The 20,562-nt window shown below is 60.3% G+C and carries 19 protein-coding genes; 8 read left to right on the forward strand and 11 right to left on the reverse strand.

Translation table 11 applies throughout. The features are described from left to right. Positions 1-12: 12 nt before the first annotated feature. Complete coding sequence (locus EP837_RS14870; protein ID WP_066530280.1) at positions 13-960, reverse strand: GNAT family N-acetyltransferase; 948 nt, start codon at positions 958-960, stop codon at positions 13-15. Positions 961-1,126: 166 nt separating this feature from the next. Between EP837_RS14870 and EP837_RS14875 the strand changes: the two genes are divergently transcribed. Beyond that, positions 1,127-1,339 (forward strand): KTSC domain-containing protein, encoded by a 213-nt coding sequence (locus tag EP837_RS14875; RefSeq protein WP_066531641.1) that lies wholly within the window; start codon positions 1,127-1,129, stop codon positions 1,337-1,339. Positions 1,340-1,349: 10 nt separating this feature from the next. Here EP837_RS14875 and EP837_RS14880 read toward each other — a convergent pair whose 3' ends face one another. The 3 genes from EP837_RS14880 to EP837_RS14890 form a co-directional block, all read right to left on the reverse strand. Beyond that, the gene (locus EP837_RS14880; RefSeq protein WP_066531643.1) at positions 1,350-1,604 is read right to left on the reverse strand and encodes a hypothetical protein; all 255 of its coding nucleotides are present in this window, start codon (positions 1,602-1,604) and stop codon (positions 1,350-1,352) included. 5 nt (positions 1,605-1,609) lie between these two features. Next, on the reverse strand, positions 1,610-2,497 hold the full coding sequence (ku, locus tag EP837_RS14885) for a non-homologous end joining protein Ku (protein WP_066530286.1): 888 nt from the start codon (positions 2,495-2,497) through the stop codon (positions 1,610-1,612). Positions 2,498-2,617: 120 nt separating this feature from the next. After that, positions 2,618-2,977 (reverse strand): DUF1622 domain-containing protein, encoded by a 360-nt coding sequence (locus EP837_RS14890; protein WP_082919803.1) that lies wholly within the window; start codon positions 2,975-2,977, stop codon positions 2,618-2,620. 354 nt (positions 2,978-3,331) lie between these two features. On the opposite strand from EP837_RS14890, the gene EP837_RS14895 reads away from it, so the two are divergent. The 3 genes from EP837_RS14895 (at position 3,332) to EP837_RS20635 (ending at position 5,790) form a co-directional block, all read left to right on the forward strand. Next, the gene (locus tag EP837_RS14895) at positions 3,332-4,084 is read left to right on the forward strand and encodes a DUF72 domain-containing protein (protein ID WP_066530289.1); all 753 of its coding nucleotides are present in this window, start codon (positions 3,332-3,334) and stop codon (positions 4,082-4,084) included. A gap of 170 nt (positions 4,085-4,254) precedes the next feature. Further along, entirely contained in the window at positions 4,255-4,542 is a 288-nt protein-coding gene (locus tag EP837_RS14900; protein ID WP_197486403.1) for a hypothetical protein, read from the forward strand. A 48-nt stretch (positions 4,543-4,590) separates the two neighbouring features. Next, complete coding sequence (locus tag EP837_RS20635) at positions 4,591-5,790, forward strand: META domain-containing protein (RefSeq protein ID WP_082919730.1); 1,200 nt, start codon at positions 4,591-4,593, stop codon at positions 5,788-5,790. Positions 5,791-6,979: 1,189 nt separating this feature from the next. Here EP837_RS20635 and EP837_RS21400 read toward each other — a convergent pair. The 3 genes from EP837_RS21400 to EP837_RS14920 all read right to left on the reverse strand — a co-directional run bounded on the left by EP837_RS21400 (position 6,980) and on the right by EP837_RS14920 (position 7,909). After that, complete coding sequence (locus tag EP837_RS21400; RefSeq protein WP_197486404.1) at positions 6,980-7,123, reverse strand: hypothetical protein; 144 nt, start codon at positions 7,121-7,123, stop codon at positions 6,980-6,982. Between the two features lie 143 nt (positions 7,124-7,266). Further along, positions 7,267-7,530 carry a type II toxin-antitoxin system Phd/YefM family antitoxin gene (locus EP837_RS14915; RefSeq protein WP_066530302.1) on the reverse strand — a complete coding sequence of 88 codons (264 nt, stop codon included), beginning with the start codon at positions 7,528-7,530 and terminating at the stop codon, positions 7,267-7,269. Between the two features lie 145 nt (positions 7,531-7,675). After that, positions 7,676-7,909 (reverse strand): hypothetical protein, encoded by a 234-nt coding sequence (locus tag EP837_RS14920; protein WP_066530304.1) that lies wholly within the window; start codon positions 7,907-7,909, stop codon positions 7,676-7,678. Between the two features lie 965 nt (positions 7,910-8,874). On the opposite strand from EP837_RS14920, the gene EP837_RS14925 reads away from it, so the two are divergent. Both EP837_RS14925 and EP837_RS14930 read left to right on the forward strand, forming a co-directional pair. Beyond that, complete coding sequence (locus EP837_RS14925) at positions 8,875-9,372, forward strand: Hsp20 family protein (protein ID WP_066531644.1); 498 nt, start codon at positions 8,875-8,877, stop codon at positions 9,370-9,372. Positions 9,373-9,429: 57 nt separating this feature from the next. Then, positions 9,430-9,933, forward strand: a complete 504-nt coding sequence (locus EP837_RS14930) for an Hsp20/alpha crystallin family protein (protein ID WP_066530306.1) — start codon at positions 9,430-9,432, stop codon at positions 9,931-9,933. Between the two features lie 274 nt (positions 9,934-10,207). On the opposite strand, the gene EP837_RS14935 is transcribed toward EP837_RS14930, so the two are convergent. Next, on the reverse strand, positions 10,208-12,748 hold the full coding sequence (locus EP837_RS14935; RefSeq protein ID WP_066530309.1) for an ABC transporter permease: 2,541 nt from the start codon (positions 12,746-12,748) through the stop codon (positions 10,208-10,210). Continuing rightward, entirely contained in the window at positions 12,745-13,434 is a 690-nt protein-coding gene (locus EP837_RS14940; RefSeq protein ID WP_066530312.1) for an ABC transporter ATP-binding protein, read from the reverse strand. Before EP837_RS14940 ends, EP837_RS14935 begins: the two co-directional genes overlap by 4 nt. An 18-nt stretch (positions 13,435-13,452) precedes the next feature. On the opposite strand from EP837_RS14940, the gene EP837_RS14945 reads away from it, so the two are divergent. Continuing rightward, positions 13,453-14,154 carry an arylesterase gene (locus tag EP837_RS14945; protein WP_066530314.1) on the forward strand — a complete coding sequence of 234 codons (702 nt, stop codon included), beginning with the start codon at positions 13,453-13,455 and terminating at the stop codon, positions 14,152-14,154. A gap of 106 nt (positions 14,155-14,260) precedes the next feature. Here EP837_RS14945 and creD read toward each other — a convergent pair whose 3' ends face one another. Further along, the gene (creD, locus tag EP837_RS14950) at positions 14,261-15,715 is read right to left on the reverse strand and encodes a cell envelope integrity protein CreD (protein ID WP_225870664.1); all 1,455 of its coding nucleotides are present in this window, start codon (positions 15,713-15,715) and stop codon (positions 14,261-14,263) included. Positions 15,716-15,946: 231 nt separating this feature from the next. Further along, positions 15,947-17,059: an App1 family protein gene (locus tag EP837_RS14955; protein ID WP_066530316.1), complete on the reverse strand. Its 1,113-nt coding sequence runs from the start codon at positions 17,057-17,059 to the stop codon at positions 15,947-15,949. 157 nt (positions 17,060-17,216) lie between these two features. Between EP837_RS14955 and EP837_RS21900 the strand changes: the two genes are divergently transcribed. Then, positions 17,217-20,153, forward strand: coding sequence for a M10 family metallopeptidase C-terminal domain-containing protein (locus EP837_RS21900; protein ID WP_066530322.1), 2,937 nt, complete (start codon positions 17,217-17,219; stop codon positions 20,151-20,153). The last annotated feature ends 409 nt before the right edge of the window (positions 20,154-20,562 follow it).

A 20,562-nucleotide genomic window follows, 5' to 3' on the forward strand; every position in this document is an offset into this window, starting at 1 on the left:
GGGGCGCACTGCCTAAGAAGGAGCGCCGATAGCACGCGAGAAGCGGTAGCTGGTCTGTTCGAATTTGAGCCCCCGGAAAAATCCATGAGAATGCGCGATCTCAATGTCACTCATCACCTCAACCATGGTGCAGCCGGCTTCACGCAACGCGGTCATGGCTGCCTCGAGCATGGCAGATCCAATCCTGCGGCGACGATGGTTGGCATCCACAAGCAGCATGGTGATGCGGCCGACTTCCCCATGCTGTACCGTGGGCACCAAAGCCCAACCACAGCAGCCGACCAAAGCACCCAGTTCAGCAACCAGCATGCCCCCCTTTGCTTGTTGAACAGCGGCTAGATTGCGGGCGATCGCAAGCTCGTCGATCTCGATATGGGTCAGTTGGTCCAACAATCTCGCCAGTGCGGCGGCGTCACCCGATCTAGCAACCCGTATTGCAAGTTTGGGTTCTGGCTTTGGCGTCGGCGTCTGCTCAGGCTTCGCACGCGCCGGTCCCACTCGCGTCGAGCCAGGCTCAGCAGCCCGCTCACGCATCGGGCGCCCCTGCCGAGACTTCAGTTCCGCGATCTTTTCCGGATCCTGCTCACGCCCTAGCCGGTCGCCGGCGGGCCGAGCTCCACCTCTTCTCGCTATTCTCGTGGGTGGCGGCGTGTCGGCATCTCTGTCCTTAGCGTCCTTCGCCTTGGCGCCGGGCGCAGGCTTTGCGGGTCTCGCAGGCGTCGCGTCGGCCGACGCCTTCCATGTATTGGCTGCTCCGGCGCGAAGATACTCCTCGACCTCAGTAGCCGACGCCGTGAGCCCATCGTCTCCAATACCAAGCAACGCCTTTCCAGTGGCATCCGTCAGGCCGAATTTGCCATAATCTCCCGTTCCCGGCTTGCGCCTACGTGACTTCACGAGCTTTAGGCCGCGATGCTCGGCCATGCCCCGCAGTTTTTCACCGATGGTCCTGTCGTCCATGGGTGGATAACCCGTAACGACAAGCGAGGGTCCTGGCGGCGATCGCCAAGCCTGAACGCAGACTCACCTCAACTTGAAACCGATTCGCACGGGCGCAACCGTCGGAACGCAGGAGTCGGGCGAGCGCTGCTTCTTCATGCGCGCGTGCCGCTTCACAAACTCGTCGATGATCGATCGCGCCGCCTTTGATGATGACGCAAGGATGTTGACCATCTCATTCCGGCAGACTGGCAAATATGTATATTATGATGTGCCCGGCATCATATTCGAAGAATTGTGCAAGGCCCGCTCAGCCGGTGCATTCTTCAATCAGGAAATCAAAGGTCGCTATCCGTGTCGCCGCGATCCTGCGCGACGCCGCTTTGGACCGAACGCCTGATCTCTTGTCGTCAAGCATCACCCAGCGCGCGGTAAACCGACATCAGATGCTGCCCGGCAATGGCGCGGGCCCGAGGCGAGCGCACTGTCTCCTCATTTGCTTCATGTAGCATCGTGAGCATATCAAGCACTTCTTGCCGCGGCGTCCCCGCCTCGAGAAGGTGGGTGCCGATAAGGGCCAGGAGATTGCTCCATAAGGTGATGGCACCTTCAGCGAAAGCGGCATCATTGTCATCGTCATCGCGCTGTCGGATCGCCCCAGCCACCTTGATCAAGCCCGCTTTCGTGCAGGCGACTTGGCCGGAGCCTTGGCGGCAGGCTTCTTCCCACTTGCCTTATTCGCCGGCTTCTTCGCTGCAGGCTTTGCGCCGCCCGAGCCCCCGAGCGAATTCTTGAGTGCTGCCATGAGATCGACCACGTTGCTGCCGCGCGGATCGGCTCCGCCCTCATCCGTATCGATGTTAAGGGTCTTGCCTTTCTTCTTGCGCTCAATGAGGTCCTTCAGCGCGTCAACATAGCGGTCGTGAAACTCGCTCGCGTCAAATTTACCCGTCTTCTTGTCAATGAGGGTCGTTGCGAGATCGAGTAATTCCTCATCCGGGTCTGCGTCGCCAATGTCGCGGAAGTAACTCGCCGCCTTGTTCACCTCATCGGCATAACGCAGCGTCTCCATCACCATGCCGCGGCCGCAGGCCTTAATTGAAACGACATATTCGCGGCCGCGCATGGCAAGCTGGCCCAGGCCGATCTTGCCGCTCCGACGCAGCGCTTCACGCAGTACAATGAAGGCCTCTTCCGCCAGATCGTCGGCCGGCACCACATAATATGGCTTTTCAAAATAGATCATGTCGATGTCCTGCGCATCGACGAATTGCGTCAGTTCCAGCGTCTTTTTGCTCTCGAGCTTGACGCCTTCGATTTCCTTCTCATCGAGCAGGACATATTCACCTTTGGCATATTCAAACCCTTTTACGATGTCCTCGACGTTGACCGGACCGATCCCAGGAACGACCTTCTCATATTTGATGCGTTTGCCCGACGGCTCGTGGATCTGGTTGAATGCGATAGTCGCGCCGCTCTTGGTCGCGGAATAAATTTCGACAGGAATGGACACCAAGGCCAGGCGGATTTGGCCTCTCCAATAAGGTCGTGCAGCCATGATCAGTCTCTCCGGCTTGGTGGGATGATGAACCCCCCGCCCTCGTGCCTGTTCCCTCATCATGCGTCCTGCGCAGACCGTGGCGCCTTCCCAAGGTGGTCGGCGGTTTGCCGCGAGCAGTCACCGGACATCCTCGGCACCCGCGCGGCGTGATCGCTGCCAGGGCCAGCAGCCCTCTATCTCCGTTTCGAGCGAGAAGCTGAGGAATGTGCGTATGACGACAATAGCAGCAAGTAAGCCCAGGCTCGTGAAGGTGAGCGGCGCAGTAACTGTAGACATGATGTCCGCGCCAACCAGAAGCTCCAGCCCGAGCAGGATCCCCCGTCCGAGGTTGGCCCTATATCGATCATAGGCTTGGCGCCAATCGCCCCGTACTCCCCCACGCAGGAAATATGCGCTCGACAGGAAGGTGCCGCCGACGATGATCGCCACTCCCGCGAGCTCGACCATTTTCGCCAGGAAATCAATTGCTGCGTGCATCTGCTCCATAGCCGATACAAGTGCAACAGAGATAAAGCTGTTCCAAGGCGGGCCTCGTCAGCGGAACACCATCGAAGGCCGAGGGTTCGCGATGAGAAGCTGATGCTCGGTCGGAGGACAGCTAGCATGGGGAAGATGCAATCACACGGATATACAGCCAAACGACCGCCCGTCTCGCCGCCGCGACTGAGGGACAGGCGAGGCGCTGGCAAGAGACCCAAGCATTGAGCATGCAACTGCAACGCGGCCGGACACCACCAGCCGGCCGATCGGCACGGCTCTCCCTCAGCCATGAGGTCACCCTGTGTCGCTTTAAGGCGATCGGAAAAATCCCACCCTCGAGGTTTCAGAGCGATGCAGGCAATTAATATCGGCACGGCAGGGTGGAGCATTTCTCGCGCGTCAGCGGAGGCCTTTCCCAGCGAGGGTTCTGGCCTCGAAAGATATGCCTCGCGGTTCAAGGTCGCGGAGATCAACAGTTCTTTCCACCGCTCGCACCGGCCTTCGACCTGGGCGCGCTGGCGCGATAACTCGCCTGAAGGTTTCCTCTTTTCGGTCAAACTGCCGAAGCGCATCACGCACGAACTCAAGCTTTTGGATTGCGCTGCGCCACTCGACCAGTTTCTGGCAGAGGCGCACATATTGGAGAGGAAGCTGGCCGTGCTGCTGGTTCAGCTGCCGCCCAAGCTCGAATTCAAGCTGGAGGTAGCGAGCCGCTTCTTCAGCGATTTGAGCTCGAGCAGCTCAGCCTCGATTGCTTGCGAGCCGCGCCATCCCAGTTGGTTCGAGGCGGAAGCCGAAGCACTGCTCAACCAGCACCAGATTGCGCGTGTAGGGGCCGATCCAGCCGTCTGCCCGGCAGCCGCCTACCCCGGAGGATGGAACGGCCTACGCTACTGGCGGCTGCACGGCTCCCCGGTTATGTACCGGTCCAGCTATGCCGATCGGGTGCATTCTTATGCGGCGTTGCTTCATCAGGAAACAGCAGCGCACCGGCAGACCTGGTGCATATTCGACAATACGGCTTCCTCGGCGGCGGTAAGTGACGCCCTGGCTTTGATGGATGAGGTCGAGAAGCTCACGGTTCCCCCTTCAAGTAGATCATGAAGGAGCGTCCGCCCTGCGGCGCGGGTGAAGCCGCCGTCGGAACTCTTCTGATCGTCAGTGCTTGGTAGCTGATGGTTGAAAATGCGAGAAGAACTTCGCCCCTTCGCTTTGCGCCGCTCCTGATTGCCTACGCTCTGCTGGGGGCCTGCAACCGCAATGACGGTCCTACAGTGATTGATGGTAGTAGCCAGGCCGCGTTCGAGCAAAGCCTTCAGGCCGCGCGGCGCGATGTGGGTCCCAAGGACCGCCTCAAGCTTGAGGCGGCGATCAGGGAACATCAGGCGCGAATGTTTGCCAAGGCAGACAATCGACAGGAATATGAGCGGCTCGTGCGGCAGGGCATGGACGGCCTCACCGCGCCAGCCATCGTCAGACAATTCGACAAGGATGTCGATCGGGTAAGCGGAAAGGCTGCAGACGCCGTCTTCGACGCGAAGCGCGCGCTGAAGGAGCTTTGAGGGCGCGAAGGGGTCGGAGCCATTCTCGTTTGTGGTCGTTCCCGTCAAATGACGCGTCAATTGTGCCTGACCATCTTGCTGACCGTCGCCGGCTGCGCCTCTCCTGTGAATGCGCCTATGCCTCAGTCGTCAGCGTTACCGAGCGCGGCGAGCGCTGAGGATGACGGCACGTATCTGCAGCGCATAGACCCCTTGGGTGGGCAATGGCGTGTAGAACGGCTCGGGCGGCAAGACTTCACGCGGTTCAATGGCTGGATAAACTTCAGCGGCGGCGGTTTCCTTAATCATGGTGCCGGCTGTAGCGGCGGATATCCAGCATTTTACCGGATTGAGGAGAATCATATTTCGATAACAAGGCTGGAAAAAGCGCAGGTGGGGAAGTGCGCCTCCACCTCCACGGCAACCCGTCCGCTCGCCATCGAAAGTGAGCGCCGTTTGGCCTCGTTCCTGGATGAGGTCGTCAGTTGGAGCCGTCCTGACGAACGCACGCTGCTTCTGACGGGCAGCGGTGGTGAGAGCGCGCTGCTCACGCAACCAATCGAGCCACATCCTGAGATCGCGGGGCGATGGCTGGTCGAAAGCATCGGCGGCAAGGCACTGGTTACAGAGGAGCGTCCGCCGATGCTTTCGATCTCGATGGACTCTATTGGTGTATATGCGGACTGTAATTCAATGGGAGGCACGTTCTCCGTTCCTGCACCTGGTCGGATCAAGGTAACCGGTCCCTTCGTCTCAACTTTGATTGGATGCTCAGCTGAGGACGCTGCGGAGGATGCGCTCATGACTGCGGCAATCACGAGCGCCACTGCGTTCCACCTGCAAGGTGACAAGCTGATATTCTCCGGTAGCAAAGACATGGTGGTGCGTCGTCCCCCGCCTCCAGATCGAAGGCTTACAGGCGAATATGTCGCGTGCGGAGACACTCTCCTCGGCGCCTATCATGAAGGGCCAATTACCCTTCTAATAGACAGTCACAACATGGCCGATAATGCCGGCTGCTCCGCCAGCTACAGCACAAATGGCCCGCACATATCGCTTGTATTGGAAAAAAACCGACCAACCTGCGCGTCCCCTGCTCCACCCTTTTTACCGGGACAGCCAGTAGCTATTGGCGGCGCTATTTCGCCCTTGGCGACCGTGCGCCCTGACGGGTTTGGATTTGATGAGCAAGGTCGATTGATACTTAGGACTATGCGAGGGCTGCTTAAAATGTGCCGCAAAGGTTCCCCTTTGCCCCTGGGCGGCTGAGAGCGGAGCCGCAGATGCAACTGCGCACCTATCTGCCTCTTCAGGTTCGGACATTCCTCTTTCGCCCGGCCAACCCCCGCGGGTGGAAACCAACCGACAAATAAGTGCATCTTTGGTGGACGATGCCTTCAAACGTTTACTGTGATGGCCCCAAACGTCGCAACCGCATGCTCCGATATCGATCATGAGAACCAGCAAAGAGTTTCCGAGGCTTCATTCACTTACCACTGTGACCTTGTTCTTCCCAATTAGTTTAAGCGCCATCAGGTACAAAGGATTGACAGCGAGGTGGAATAATGGCGATCTCCCAAGACAAATATCAGTACGGTGCAGCCCGGCCACTTATGCTGGCCGGTTGAGGACTAGCAGCTTCCGGGTTGGCTGCCTTGGAAACCAGCACAAGTACACGAGCCGCGCGCGGTTTGCGCTGGCATCTTTTACCCACGGACGAACGGATGGCAGCGGCCTTGAGAAGGCCCTTCAATCGCCATTTCGTTGCGGAATAACAACAGGTTGCCGTCAGGTCATTAGCTTGCCAGTCTACGTCGCCGGAGGGGGCGGAACCCACCTCGAACCGCGTGTTACCAGCCATTACCTCGCCGCCCTGATCGTGGAGGGGGGCGCGTGCGGCGCTGGTTGGACGTCGTCCCGCGGCGTGGGCAACATTCAAGCGTGAAGAATGGATCCAACACGATCAGCGTGAGTTCCAGCGCGTCCTCGACGCTCTGGTCAGGGCCGAGGACCCCACCGCAACCGACGACGACATCCTGTCGGTCATGAAGGCGATGACGATCAATTGCGTTCGACTTCGACCAGGACGATGCATCGCGGGATAGGGCAACTGTGCAGCACACCGATGTTGAAGTGGTGGGGGACCGCGTGCGGTTAGGCTAGGACCAGATTGTCGGTGACAGCGGAAGTCGCGAAGCTCTGGCCGCTGACGGCAACGCGGATGTCCGGGAGCAAATGGGTCTGCGGCTTTCTGGTGCCAAAGAGCCGGCCGCGCGCGTCGCTCCGAGGATCTCGGCATCTTCGCATGTCAGAAGGTACGATTGACCTGTCCGACGCGGCGTGCGTCAAAAGCCGCAAGCCACTTGGTCCTCACAACCTCATACAGGCTGGCCGGAAGCAGGCCGTAGGCGACATTTCCCTCCTTGCCGCCGGGAACGGGACGGATGTCGGGACCGGGCTATTGAAAGCGGTTGGCTTCCGAGAGGATGATCCAGGAGCGAGCGTCATCGAGACCAAGGCGCGCCTTGGTCCTAGTGGGAATCTCGACCGCCAGTCGTTCGTCGGTGGGCGGCGTGTGGGTCACCGGAAGGACTGTAACCAACTGCTTGCCATCCTTGGTCGTTGTCGCGAGCAAAACGCACAGGGCCGATCCTTGCTGCCGTCCTCGACGCCGCTTTTAGCTTCATGGCTCCAGAGAAAGGAATGTCGAATAAACAAGGCCGGGAACCGGGTTCGGTAGCGGCATCAGTGATCCCGCAACTCATCATCGAAATTTGCGGCCTCGACCGGCGGGCGCGCCGAGGCGACAGCTGCGCGATCCTCCTCGCTGAAGTCGCCGAATGAGAGTAGCTCGCGATCGCGGCTCTTGAGCCGCTGATAGTCGGCGTGCGACATGAGGACGAGGCTGTCATGCCCATGATGCGTAATGGTGAGCGGGCTCTCCAGCGCTTGCCGGCTGATGCGGCCGAACGACTTGGATGCCTCGACGGAACTGACTGAATGGGCCATTGCGATTCTCCTATCCGGAAAGTACGGAGTTTCCGGATAGGCTTCGAGGGGTCGCACAAATTATCGCGTGTGAAGGCAGCTATGGCTGCGCCAGCCGCTGGTAGGTCTCATTGCTGGCCAGTTCCAACGCGCTCTTGAAGATCATTCAGGTGGGATTGGCATAACCGCGCGCCAGGCTCTGCGCCCACAACAGAAGGATGTTAATGCCTGTTATTGTTTGCCGCGGGTGCGCAGCGGCAGGCTGGCGGAGCCGCTCGCCCAGCTTGGCGACCAGGACGCACGCCCTTTTTCCAGAGGCGCAATAATTTGGTCGGGTGACCTCCTGATAGATATCTGCCCGTCTGGTCTTGCTGCCGCTAGTGTTGTTCTTCCGTCCCATGATGTTTTCCCTTCCAATCTGGAGCCGAAGGCGATGGCGCCATCGACTTCTGCCCACTGGCGAAAGCGGGAGGGTTGAACCGGCAATGTCAGGGCTGGTTGGCGGCGAGGGGGATCGCCCGGCTTGTACAAGCGGAGGGCGGAAAGCTGGGGAAACTCTGTTGGAGCTGGCGGTGGCCTGTGGCGAGGTTAATACACCAAGCGAGTGCCGCGAGACGGTCCAGCCCTTGCCGGGAAGGGAGGAGGCCAACAGTAATGAAGGAACGACGGCGCGAGGATCTTGAACAGGATCGGGTCAGTGTCTAATTTCACGTCCGGCCGTTGTCGGCTGCGATAGGAAGAGGATAGGAAGAAAGGAGGCAAAGCAATGTCCCTCTCCCATTTTCAGCACCCCTTGGACATTGTTCATCATCCGCAGTTCGAGCCAGAGGTAAAGCGATCCATCCTGGCATCCTGGGCATCGGACGCTCATGCAGTTGAGGGCAAGCCCGCCCTGAGAAAGCCACCCAATGTACGGCGTCCATTCTCAGTCGATGATGTGATGAGAGCGCTGCGCGACCTCGACGGGCGCTCGCATTGAGCAATGTTGCACCGATTTCTGGTGCCACGCTACGGCCAGCGCTATTAGTGACCGAGCGGAAATGCGCTTGCGGACGCTAACGCTGGCCCTGGCACGGCAGATGGGTCGGTGAGCATCTGATCCCCTCCCACAAAGAGAGGCGGCTTGAGCTTACACTTGAAGAAAAGCGTGGGCGGGGCGACGTCGAGGAACGCGCCCCGCCTGCCTCACCCGATCAAACATTCCACGCGCTAAAAATGGGGGATTTCAGCACGCCCGAGGGCCTTGAAAAACCACTAAAGCTTACCAGATAAATCGCTGCCGGATGCCGGCAGGGTCCGGTATGGAGAGCGCCCGCTCTCTCGGGCGCATCTTCATAGACTTGTTGCTCAATGGAGGACTTGGATATGAGGACCAACTTCGACTTTACCCCGTTTCGAATGTCGACCGTGGGTTTCGATCGGTTGTTCGACCTGCTGGAAAACGGGTTGGCCGCAAATGTCGGCGAGGGCTATCCGCCTTTCAACATCATCCGTGAAGGTGATGATCGCTACCGCATCGACCTGGCGGTGGCCGGCTTCCGCCAGGAAGAGATCGAAATCTCGACGCAGCAGAATATGCTCGTCGTGAGCGGCCGCAAGAGCGATGGCGAGGAAGGCCATGTGCTTTATCGCGGCATCGGCGCGCGCGACTTTGAGCGCCGCTTTGGCCTGGCCGATCACGTTCAGGTTAGGACCGCGGACTTGAAGGACGGCGTGCTGTCGATTGAACTGATGCGCGAAATCCCGGAGGCGATGAAGCCCCGGAAAATCCGAATCAGTTCTGTGACTGGCGATCCCGAGCAACCGCAAGCAAGGTCCGCAATCGCGAACGATGACGGCATTCAGCTAGAGGCGAAACAATAAACGCATCGCCGCTGAAAACATGTGGCGATGAGTGCCAGCAACCCAAGGAGATGGATCATGGCAATGCGTGATTTGGTCCCATGGCGCCGGCAAGAGAATATGGCGCCTGCAATGTATCAACAAAGGGAACAGAGCCCCTTCGCTCAGCTGCATCGGGAGATGGACAGGCTTTTTGACGACTTCTTCCGTACCCCGATGCTGAGTGGGGGCGCTCTTTCCAGTCCAGGCTGGCCAAGCCTGGAGGTGAAGGAGAGTGAGGACCAGGTGACGATCACCGCAGAACTTCCCGGCTTGAACGAGAAGGATATCGAACTCTCCATCTATAATGGCGTCCTGACCCTCAAGGGTGAAAAGAAGAGCGAGCATCAAGATAAGGACCGGGGCTGGTCCGAACGCTTCTACGGCCGCTTCGACCGCTCCATCGTTCTTCCGATGGGCGCGGACGAAGAACATTGTGATGCCCATTTCAGTGACGGCGTGCTGACCGTGCGTCTTCCGAAATCGGCGGCAACCGAGAAGGAGCGCAGGATCCCGATCGGTTCGCCGCCGACGCAGCATTAATTCCTCAGGCGTGCCGCCTCGCGCGGCACGCCTGGTTTGTGCATGCAGCCGCATGTAGAGGCAATGTCGGCCACGTCGGCGCAGCTTTCAAGCCCTGCCACATCCTTGAAAACATCGTAGCGATGTTTGGGCTCGCGCTGATTGCATTTGTCGCCGCGGAGTCCGGGCCGCTAACTTTAGGGCAGTCGCGTGCAGGCTCAGCGATCATGAAGCGGCCTTTCAACTTATGCGCCGACATAATGCCGGTGCACTGGGAGCCCGGTCGTGGATACTGTTAAAGCGATCGGAGCGCGCGCGCGGGGCGGACAGACATGAGCGGTATCGACCCCAGCAATCCTATAGCCAAGGTCAGCATCCCGCCAGCTGTCAGCGTCGCGGTAACCAATATCCAGTCAGGCGACCAGGCAAATGTGAAAATCTGCACGATCACGAACCAGGCCGCGCCGAGACCCAGTCCGAAGGCCACTAGCGCGACGATCGTCGCCAACAGCGCATATTCGATCGCTTGGGCACCCAATATCTGCCAGCGCGTCGCGCCCAGCGTCTTGAGGATCACACTGTCATAAGCCCGCGTCTGCCGAGATGCCGCGATGGCGCCGATCAGCACCGCAATGCCGGCAAGGATCGCGACCGATCCGGCCAGAATTATCGCGGTTGCCATCTGACCTAACAGGAGTGTCACCTGTCCCACCACCTCACCGACCTCGATGATCGAGATCGATGGGAAGGCGGAAAGCAGCGCGCGCGTCAGCCGCCCTTCCGACTGTTTGGACGACGGGGTCGTCGAAGGCGAGGCCGTGATCGTCGCCGCCAGGCTATGGGGAGCGCCCCGCAGGGTGCTGGGTGAAAACACCATGATATAGTTGAAGCCCATCGTCTCCCAATTCACCTGTCGCAGAGAGGCGATGCGCGCCTCGATCTCCCGCCCAAGAACGGAAACCACCAGCCTGTCTCCGATCCCGACGCCCATGACCTTTGCCGCTTCGCGATCAAGCGAGACGAGCGGCGGTCCGTCATAGCCGCCCGGCCACCATTGCCCCTCCACGAGATCGGACCCTTCCGGCAGGCTGTCGCTGTAGGTGACCCCGCGCTCGCCGCGCAGGAACCAAGCGTCCCTGGGCAATTCCTCAAGGTCCGCGACCCGCGTGCCGCCATAGCCGACGATGGTTCCGCGCAAGGTAGGAACGATGTTGACCTGCGCGCCCGGTGCTTCCCGCACGATCAGGCGCTGGAAAGCCTGTTGCTGGTCGACGGGAATGTCGAGCACGAACTGGTCGGGGGCGGTGCGCGGCACAGTGTTGCGAATTTCGGCACTGAGGCTCGACTGGATCGCCGCCAGCGTGACGAATAGGGTGAGGCCGAGCCCCAGCGCCACGACCAACGCACTCGTCTGCGCACCTGGGCGGTGCAGGTTGGCGACGGCCAGACGCAGCAGCGCCGCCCTGGGCCGCCGCATCCGCCGCGCCATCCTTTGCACGAGCATGCCGATGCCGAGCAGGATCACCACCGTCGTCCCAATGGCGCCCAGCACCGAGGCTGCAAACAACGGTTCACGCGCGGTTCCGACGGCGAGCATGACGGTTGCCAGCGCGGCAATCCCCACGGCAACCGCGCTCGCTCTATCCAGTCCGCGCCGCCTGTCGACCGTCTCCCGGAACAGGGCCGCGGCGGGCAAGGTGCGCGCATGGGCCAGCGCCGGCACGATGAACATGAAGGCGACCAGAAGGCCGTAAGCCGCGCTGATCAGGAAGGGCCGGATCGTCAAGGTGAAGGAAGACTGGACGGGCAGCAGGTCACCGGCCGCCGCCAGCAGCAGTGCGGGCAGCCCCGCCCCCACCAGCAGACCGCAGCCTGTCGCCAAGAGGGCGACTATACCGACCTGCATCAGGTAGATGCGCGATATGTCGCTCGACGTCGCGCCCAATATCTTGAGCGTTGCGATGCCGTCGCGCTTGATTGCAAGATAGGAGGTGACGCCATTGCCCACCCCGATCCCCGCAATGGCAAGAGCGCTCAACCCGATGAGCGACAGAAACTGGCCCATGCGCTCGAAAAAGCGGCTGATTCCCGGCGCGGCGCGGTCGCGGTCCTTGATCTCGAACCCTGCGGCTGGGAAGGCGCGTTTCAACGCATCGGCCGCCGCGCGGACATCCGTCCCGGGCGCCACCCGGATACGATACTTGCTTTCATAAAGGCTGCCGGGCTGGAGCAAGCCCGCGCGGCGGAGGCCCTCCAGAGACGTGATTGCGACCGGTCCCAGCGTGAAACCTTCCCCCACGCGATCCGGCTCATCCACGATGATGTCCCGGATGCGGAAATCCGCGCTGCCGTAGCGCAGATGCTGCCCTGGTCGAAGCGCAAGCCTGTCGGCCAGTCCTTGTCCAATCACCAGCTCGTCGGCCCGCAGCAGCCCGGCCGAGCCTCTCTTCAGCATCAAAGTGCCGTAAAGCGGATAGGCCCAGTCGACGCCCTTCAGTTCCGTCAACACGGCGGCGGCCCCACTGTCGCTGCTCGAGCGTTGCGCCATGGCGCGCAAGCGAATGGTTTCGCTCAGTTGGCCCAGCCGACGGAAGGCGACCTTCTCCTCCCCGCTCGCTTCGCGCTGCGACATGGCGACTTCGAGATCGCCACCCAGCAACGATTGCCCCCTGCTGGCGATTTCCCCCGTGATGGCGGCGGTCAAATTGCCGATCGTCGCCAATGTTGCCACGCCAAGGAAAAGGCAGATGAATAGCAAGCGCAGTCCTCTCAGGCCGCGGCGCAGGTCGCGCAGTGCGATGCGCCAGCAGCCCCGCCAGTCCAGGCCCTGCCTCATGTCTGTCTTTCGGCCACGATCAGGCCATCGCGCATTTCAACGATGCGGCTGCATCGTTCGGCAAGGGCGGGATCATGGGTGATGATGACCAGTGTCGCGCCATTGGCGGCCTGCCGCGCGAAGATCAGGTTTATGATTGCGCCGCTTGTTACCCCATCCAGATTGCCTGTCGGCTCGTCGGCGAACAAGATTTCGGGGCCGGGCGCAACGGCACGGGCGATAGCCACGCGCTGCTGCTCGCCGCCGGACAGCTGCGCGGGATAATGGTGCAGCCGGCGGCCGAGCCCCACAGCCTCCAGTTCGGCCGCAGCCCGCGCGAAAGCGTCCCTTGCACCGGCAAGCTCCAGCGGCACGGCGACATTTTCGATCGCCGTCATCGTCGGCAGCAAGTGAAAGCTCTGCAGGACGATGCCGATCCGGCCGCGCCGTGCCCGCGCCAGTCCGTCCTCATCGAGCGGGCCATAGTCTATGTCGGCGACCCGCACCTCTCCCGCGCTGGCGCGCTCCAGTCCGGACAGGATTGCCATCAGCGACGATTTCCCCGACCCCGATGGCCCCAGGATCCCCAGGCTTTCTCCCCGCCGGATCGACAGGTCAACGCCCTTCAATATGTTTGTCTGTCCCAGAGACAGGGTGACATTGCGCGCCTGGATGGCGATATGGGTTGGATCAGACGAACCGTGCATGAATGAAGGAAAATCCCGATGGCGCGACAATGGCCAACATATGTGGCCTGGGGACTCATTGTGCAATTGCTCGCCGCCTGCTCGGGCGAGCCAGCATCGAACAATGCCGCCCCCTCACGCACGCGCGCGGAAGGCCGCGCGGCGTCGATCGGCGAGCGAAAGCTGATCCTGGCATTTGGCGACAGCCTTTATGCGGGCTATGGCGTCGCCCAGAATGAAAGCTTCCCGCACGAGCTGGAAAAGGCCTTGAAGGCGCGGGGAGACGCCGTTGAAGTCCGCAATGCGGGCGTGTCGGGAGAAACCACGCAGGGTGGTCTTCAGCGGCTAGCCTTCACCCTGGACGGCTTGCCGCGGAAACCCGATCTGGTTCTGCTGGGCCTGGGCGGCAACGACATGTTGCGGGGCCTGGACCCGGCGCAGAGCGAGAAAAACCTGCGGGCCATGCTGGACATGCTGAAGGCGCGGAAACTGCCTGTCATGCTGACAGGCATGCTGGCCGCGCCGAACATGGGCGCAGCCTATGCGGACCGTTTCAACGCTATTTATCCCGCAGTGGCGAAGGACTATGGCGTTCCACTATATCCCTTCTTCCTAGAAGGCGTGGTTGGCAATGCCAAATATATGCAGCCAGACTCCATCCACCCCAATCCGGCCGGCGTAGACATCATCGTCGGCAAGATAGCGCCTCAGGTCCTTGGTCGCTTGGCCTCACAACGATAGAAGCTGCCACCGTTGTGCGCACTGGACACAGAAGCGGCATGCGAGTCCAGTCTGCCATTCGGCTTCGCGCAGCAGTTACTCGGCATGACGCCAATTGGCCCGGCGCTCAGTCCCTGTGTGGACTTCCCTGTCCAACACTACTCCATTCGACGTTTCGTGTCGCGTACATCACGCTTGCAAGAGCAAGCAGCAGCAGAACCGAACCGATCAATAGCGACCATGCCTCAAGACTGAGGAGCACGAAGAGCAGCGCGTACAATCCAATCAGCAGCGCGCCTACGAATCGACCGCGTCGCCAGCTCCCCAGCACCGTAGCGCTGTAAGCCGATAGCAGGCCGATGATCGCGCCTGCGCCCAAAAGATAAGCCGGGGTGAAGCCGATCACTTCTGCAAAGGCGAGCAGCAACACGAAAAACAGCACAAGCGCTGCCCCGGTCAGCAAATATTCCGCCGCTGCGACCTTCGCCCCGCCGACAATGTCGAACAGCAGGAATGTCAGAAAGGTGAACCCGATAAACAGGAAGCCATATTTTACTGATCGATCTACCTTCGAATAGAGGTTGATCGGCTCGATGAGACCGACAGTCACAGCCCGCGAATTGCCACTGACGGCTTCTACAGTCCGGCCAGGGTCGCGGCTGACAGCTGATGCCCTACTGTCGATGACCGGTGCCATTGCATAGCCGGAGTCGTCATTCAGAAGTGGCGGTCCGAGTTCCTCCATAGCCACGGGAGGCTGGCCGAGCGCCAACTTGTCGATCACATAACGTGCAGTAAAGCCGCGGTCCGAGATAGTGCGCCTTTCCGGAAGGAAAGCCCCACCAAAACTTGGGCTCGGCCATGTCGATCTCACTTCCCAATGGGTCTTGCCACCTCGTGGCACTAGACTCAGCGAACGACTGCCCCGCAAGCCAAAGTCATAGGTTACAGCTAGCCTTCCTTCCCCCGTCCATGGGACAAAAGCGAAGAAACCCTGTCCGCCCGTGGCCCCAGGACCTTTGCCCGGCTGCACCGCAAGCGCCTTTCCGGCAACAGAAAACGAACCACCGTTGGTCAGCCCGCGGGCATCGGACGCTCCAATGCGCAGTTCCGCGCGGTCCCATAATAACCGCTCTGCAGTGATGCCGAATCGCGGCAAGTCCTGCGGCAGCTCGAAACGGGCGGTCCCTTTAATATGTGCGTCATAGAGGACGCTGCGATAGATCGATTTGCGGCGTTCCTCCGGCCTGACGACGGTCGTGACGAAATTCTCGACCGGGGAAATGTAGAGCAGCTTTTCGATTTCGACAGTGCGGGTAATCGTTTGCCCGCCAACCTGCTCCTCTTGCACTTGGGCGATGCGGAATGGAACCGCGACGACCGGACCGGCGATAATCTGAGGCCCGCCCCATCCTGCGTTGATCGCATCCTGGGCAGTCTGTGACTGGCTCTGTCGATCCCACACGAGTGCATAAACCAGCATCAAGGGCACAATGAGCGCCAATGCCACCAGTGCCGCGAATAGAAGCTTGATCCCGGGCGAACGCGCTTTGCGTGATCCTTCGGCTGTGCCTTCGATCAATGTTTCCTCCCACAGGATAGGATCATTATGATCCCACCATAGCTATCGCCAGGGCTGAGGGATACGGGCCAGCGGGGTGCAACCAACTAAGGCGCGGGCGATTTGGCATGAAAAGCCGCGCTACAAGTTGATCTGGGGATTGGCACTCGCTCACGCCAGGGCTGACATATGTCGAGATCATGGGCTGCGAGCCTTATTGCACCTTGGCGGTCCGCCTATTCTGGAAGGGATCTATGAGGCCTTGGCGCTGATGGCCTTGGCCGCTTCAAACGGTCGATCCAGTTCAAGCCGTTCCGCGGCGGCCAAAGCATCGTTGAAGCCTGCACCGCAGAATATGGGAATACCGCTTGCCTCCATCTCGTTCAGCAGCGCACCCTTGGCCCCCTGCTTGCAGCTTCCTTCGACGTCTCTAATGAAGACCGCAGCCACCCGCCCAGGGAAATCGCGCACGACCCGCGCGTAAATCTCGACGTCATGCTGGCCATTGTCGCCGATCAGCAGGAAACGGAGCTGCGGGTAAAAAGCGAGTATGGCCTCGATGGCAGCGAGCTTGTGCGTATCATGCGCCGCCTTGATTAGCTTGCCAGGGTCGATGCCATAGTCTGTTAGGAACATGGGTCCATGGGGAATACCGTTTCGTTCCATGAACTCGGCGATGAAGCCGTAGAGATTCCACGGACTGGACGACACATAGAAGAAAGGCCGGGCGGGTGCTTGATGATCATGGGCGATCATCTGGTAAAGCTTCGCCGCGCCCGGCACGGCCAGCCTGTCCTGCGGGCGATCCACCAGTACCCTGCGCCAATTCTTGACGAAGTTCGTTGCCCCGGTTTCCACGACTGTATCGTCAATGTCGGATATGACGCCCCAATGGCTGTCCAACGCGGGCGCCATGATGGGCACCGCCATCTTAACTTGCTGCGCCTCCCGCTCGGGGGTTGATACCACCGCCTCTTCCCACCTGGTGGTCTCCGGCAGCGGCTTTTTGAGCGGGAGCGCGAAGCTGAAATAGCCTTCTTCGTCGGTCCACGTTTCGGCCGTCCCTCCGTAAGCGTCGCAACGGACACAGATTTCCGGCACTTCTTCGCTATTGTAGATCGCCATCATCGCGCGCAAGCGGGACAGTGTTCCCTCGCCCGCATCAAGCGGATCTCTGAATCGGATAACGCGGCCCGAGAAGCGGACCTCACGATCGTTGCGATAGCCGGCATAGGTGAGCAATCGGATTTTTCGCGCAGGGTCCTCATCCCTGAAAAGTAGGTCCTCGATGCGGTCGATGTCAGCTTCCACATCCACTGCGGCGGCGCGCAGGAAAGTGCTAAAAAAGGAGCGCTGCTCGGTCATGCCTGAGCCAACGAGGCGGCGATGGACCGGTTCCCCTTCGCACGCAGCTTATGTCTCTTTATGGTGCGCCGTCCCCATTGCTTCCGTCTCGACTGTGATACGGGCTTGATGTTATCGTCCATGTCACGGACATGGAGCTGCGGGAGGGGGACGGGCTATGACGATCTATGCCGCATCAGGGGCGGAGTTTGACGCCAACTCCACCTACGCAAGAACGCAGGCCCATTCCGACGCCGCGACGCTGGCGGATGGCAGCGCGATCTTCATCTGGGTGGACGCCGATTTCAACACGAGCGCTAATCGCTACATCCGGGCGAAAATCTATGCGCCTGACGGGTCCGCGCAGAGTGCCGAATTGACGCTCGTATCAGGATCGAGCTTCATAAATCCGGCGGTAGCCGGCCTGACGGGTGGCGGTTTCGTCGTCACCTGGGAAGGTCAGATGACCGTCCAGGCGCAAATTTTCGACGCAAATGGTGTGGCTGCCGGAGCCGCCTTCAACGTGAGCCCGGCCGGTCTCTCCGCCGACCGCCCCGATGTGACGGCGCTCGATGGCGGCGGCTTCGCAATCAGCTGGCATGATGAAAGAACCAGCGGCACCGATACGTCGCGATCCGGCGTCCATGTCCGCAGCTTCGACCAATATGGCGCAGCGCTGCAGCCGGACACACTCGTCAACCTTGCCACAATCGGCAACCAGGCAGATGCGTCGATTGCGGCCCTGCCCGGCGGCGGCTATGTCGTCACCTTCACGGACCGGGGCGGCTCGAGCTGGCTGATCAAGGCGCGCATCTATGATGCGGCAGGCGCGCCGGTCGGATCGGAATTTGTCGTCAATAGCGGGGCTGGCGCGACATCGGTTGAGTCGTCGGTGACTGTGCTTGCCAGCGGTGCCTTCGCCGTCGCCTGGTATGAGACCGGTACGGCCGGGAGCGGTCATGCAATCCAGCTTTTCTCTGCATCGGGCGGACGGATCGGATCGCAGATAAACGTGCCAAACGGCCTGTCGGGCACGCAGGTCGGCCCCAAATTGGTGGCGCTCGCCGAGGGCGGATTTGCCCTTGCATGGACTGCCAACACTGGGACGCTGAGCGATGGGTCGGGCCGCGCAGTGTTCGTCCAAGTCTTCGATGCGATGGGTCAGGCAGCCGGCGGTCCCATGCTCGCCAACAGCCAGACCCTTGGCGACCAGTTCGATCCGACGATTACCGCCCTGGGATCGGGTGGCTTCATGGTCAGCTGGACAGATAGTGCGGGCGCCGGAGCCGATGACGATCAGGTGAAGGCCCGGATCTTCACCCCGCAATATCCGGTCGAGATCACGTCGGACGGAGGCGCAGACGATGCCACCGTCACAGCCAACGAAAATCAGCTGAGCGTCACCCAGGTCGGGGCGACCGCCGGTAGTGCGTCGGCCGATATTCGCTACACGATCGATGGCGGCGAGGATGCGGGACTGTTCACCATCGATACCGCGTCCGGCCTGCTCAGCTTCCTCATGGCGCCGGACTTTGAAAGCCCATGGGGGAGCGACAATCTCTACACCGTTCGGGTCCGGGCGAGCAATATTTACTACAGCGATGCCCAGACAATCACTGTCAGCATCGGCGATGTGAATGAAGCGCCCCGCATCATCTCCAATGGTGGCGGCACGACCGCCTCACTACAACGACAGGAAAATTCGATCGCAGTGACTACTGTGGTTGCTTCCGATTTAGAAGGCGACGGAGTCACCTATGCGATCGCGGGCGGACCCGACGCGCATCTATTTGCCATCGACGCCGCGACAGGCGTGCTGACCTTCATCAATGCGCCAGACTTTGAGGCTCCGACGGATTTCGCCGAAGATAATTTCTACACCGTCGTGGTCGCCGCCAGCGATGGAACGCTTTCTTCAATCCAGCGGATCGAAATCCTCGTTGAAAATGTCAACGAGGCCCCACGCATCACCTCCTATGGTGGGGCCACTACGGCAGCTGTCCCCGTCATGGAAAACCAGCAGACAGGCGCACTCGTCCAGGCGACGGACGTCGAGAGTGGCGCAGTAACCTATGCGATCGCGGGGGGAGCCGACGCCGCATTGTTCACCATCAACACGGCGACGGGTGAACTGCGGTTCAGAGCTGCGCCGGATTTTGAAATGCCTGCAGACGCTGACCGCAACAATGTCTATAACGTGCTGGTCTCTGCGAGCGATGGAACTTTGTCTGCCACGCAGATGATCGAAATACGCGTCGAAAACGCCAATGAAGCACCTCTATTTCGGTCTTATGCCGGAGCCAGCAGCGTCTCTCTTGCGATCAGCGAAAACCAGCAAGGCGCGGCGTTCGTAAATGCAATCGACCCCGACGGCGCTGTCGTGACCTATGCATTGGCAGGTGCGGATGCCAATATGTTCGTGATCAACATGTTGTCCGGGGAACTGCGTTTCAAATCCGCGCCCGATTTCGAAGCACCATCCGATGTGGATCGCAATAATGCCTATGAGGTTCAGGTCACCGCCACAGACGGGAGTCTGAGCAGCGTTCAGTCGCTCCTGATCAGCGTAACCGACCTGACTGAGGCCGCCTATATCATCGGCACTGCCGGAAACGACCTCATCTCGGCGAGCAAAACGGTCGCCGGACAAGCTTTTGCGACAGCCTATGGGGACCGGATCGAGGGTCGAGGTGGTGCGGATATAATTTCCGGCGGAGGAGGCAACGACATTATAGACGGCGGAGCCGGTAATGACCGCCTGAATGGCGAAGCTGGGGCCGACATGCTCACCGGCGGGCTTGGCGCGGATATTTTTGAGTTTGCGAGCATCGCAGACAGCGGACCGGCCACGACCGATCGCATCATTGACTTCAGCCGACAACAGGGTGATATCATTTCGCTGGCGAACATCGACGCCAAGTCGTCAACAGTTGCGAACGATGCTTTTAAGTTCATCGGCACGAAGGCGTTCAGTAAGGAGGCCGGGCAGCTTCGCTATGATCAGTTCGGTGGAAACAGCTATTTGTCGGGCGATGTAAACGGTGATGCCATCGCTGATTTCCAGATCGAAATAATCGGCAGCGTCAAGTTTGCTGCCAACGATTTTATCCTGTAACTAACGACTTTTATAGCGACGATATTGCCGGACTTAACTTCTGCAAACGAACATCTTACGTTTAGTAGCGGTTTGGTTCCCTGTCGCTGGCTGGCCCACCAATCAGTGGGGGTAGCGAACATACGCGCCGATGGTCGCTGATGTCTGCTTCGGGAAGGTCCATCGTGACAGGATAGGCCTCGGCGGTCTTACCATCGCCGTCGAGCAGCGTCACAAGCGTCTTGAATTCTCCCCCTCGCGTACGGCGCCTGGTGACGCAATCGTTCGAAGGGACGCTTGGCCATTGTTGCCCGCCGCTGCGGGAACCGGCCCTTAAGACGACATCGAGCTAGTGCCCTTTCAGAGGGTTATTTTTTTGCGTGCGACGGAGGTTGGCTCTGCTATGAGGCGAGACTGGCTGGCGGGGGCG

It is taken from the genome of Sphingobium sp. EP60837 (genome assembly GCF_001658005.1).
GTDB classification, from domain to species: Bacteria; Pseudomonadota; Alphaproteobacteria; order Sphingomonadales; family Sphingomonadaceae; genus Sphingobium; species Sphingobium tyrosinilyticum.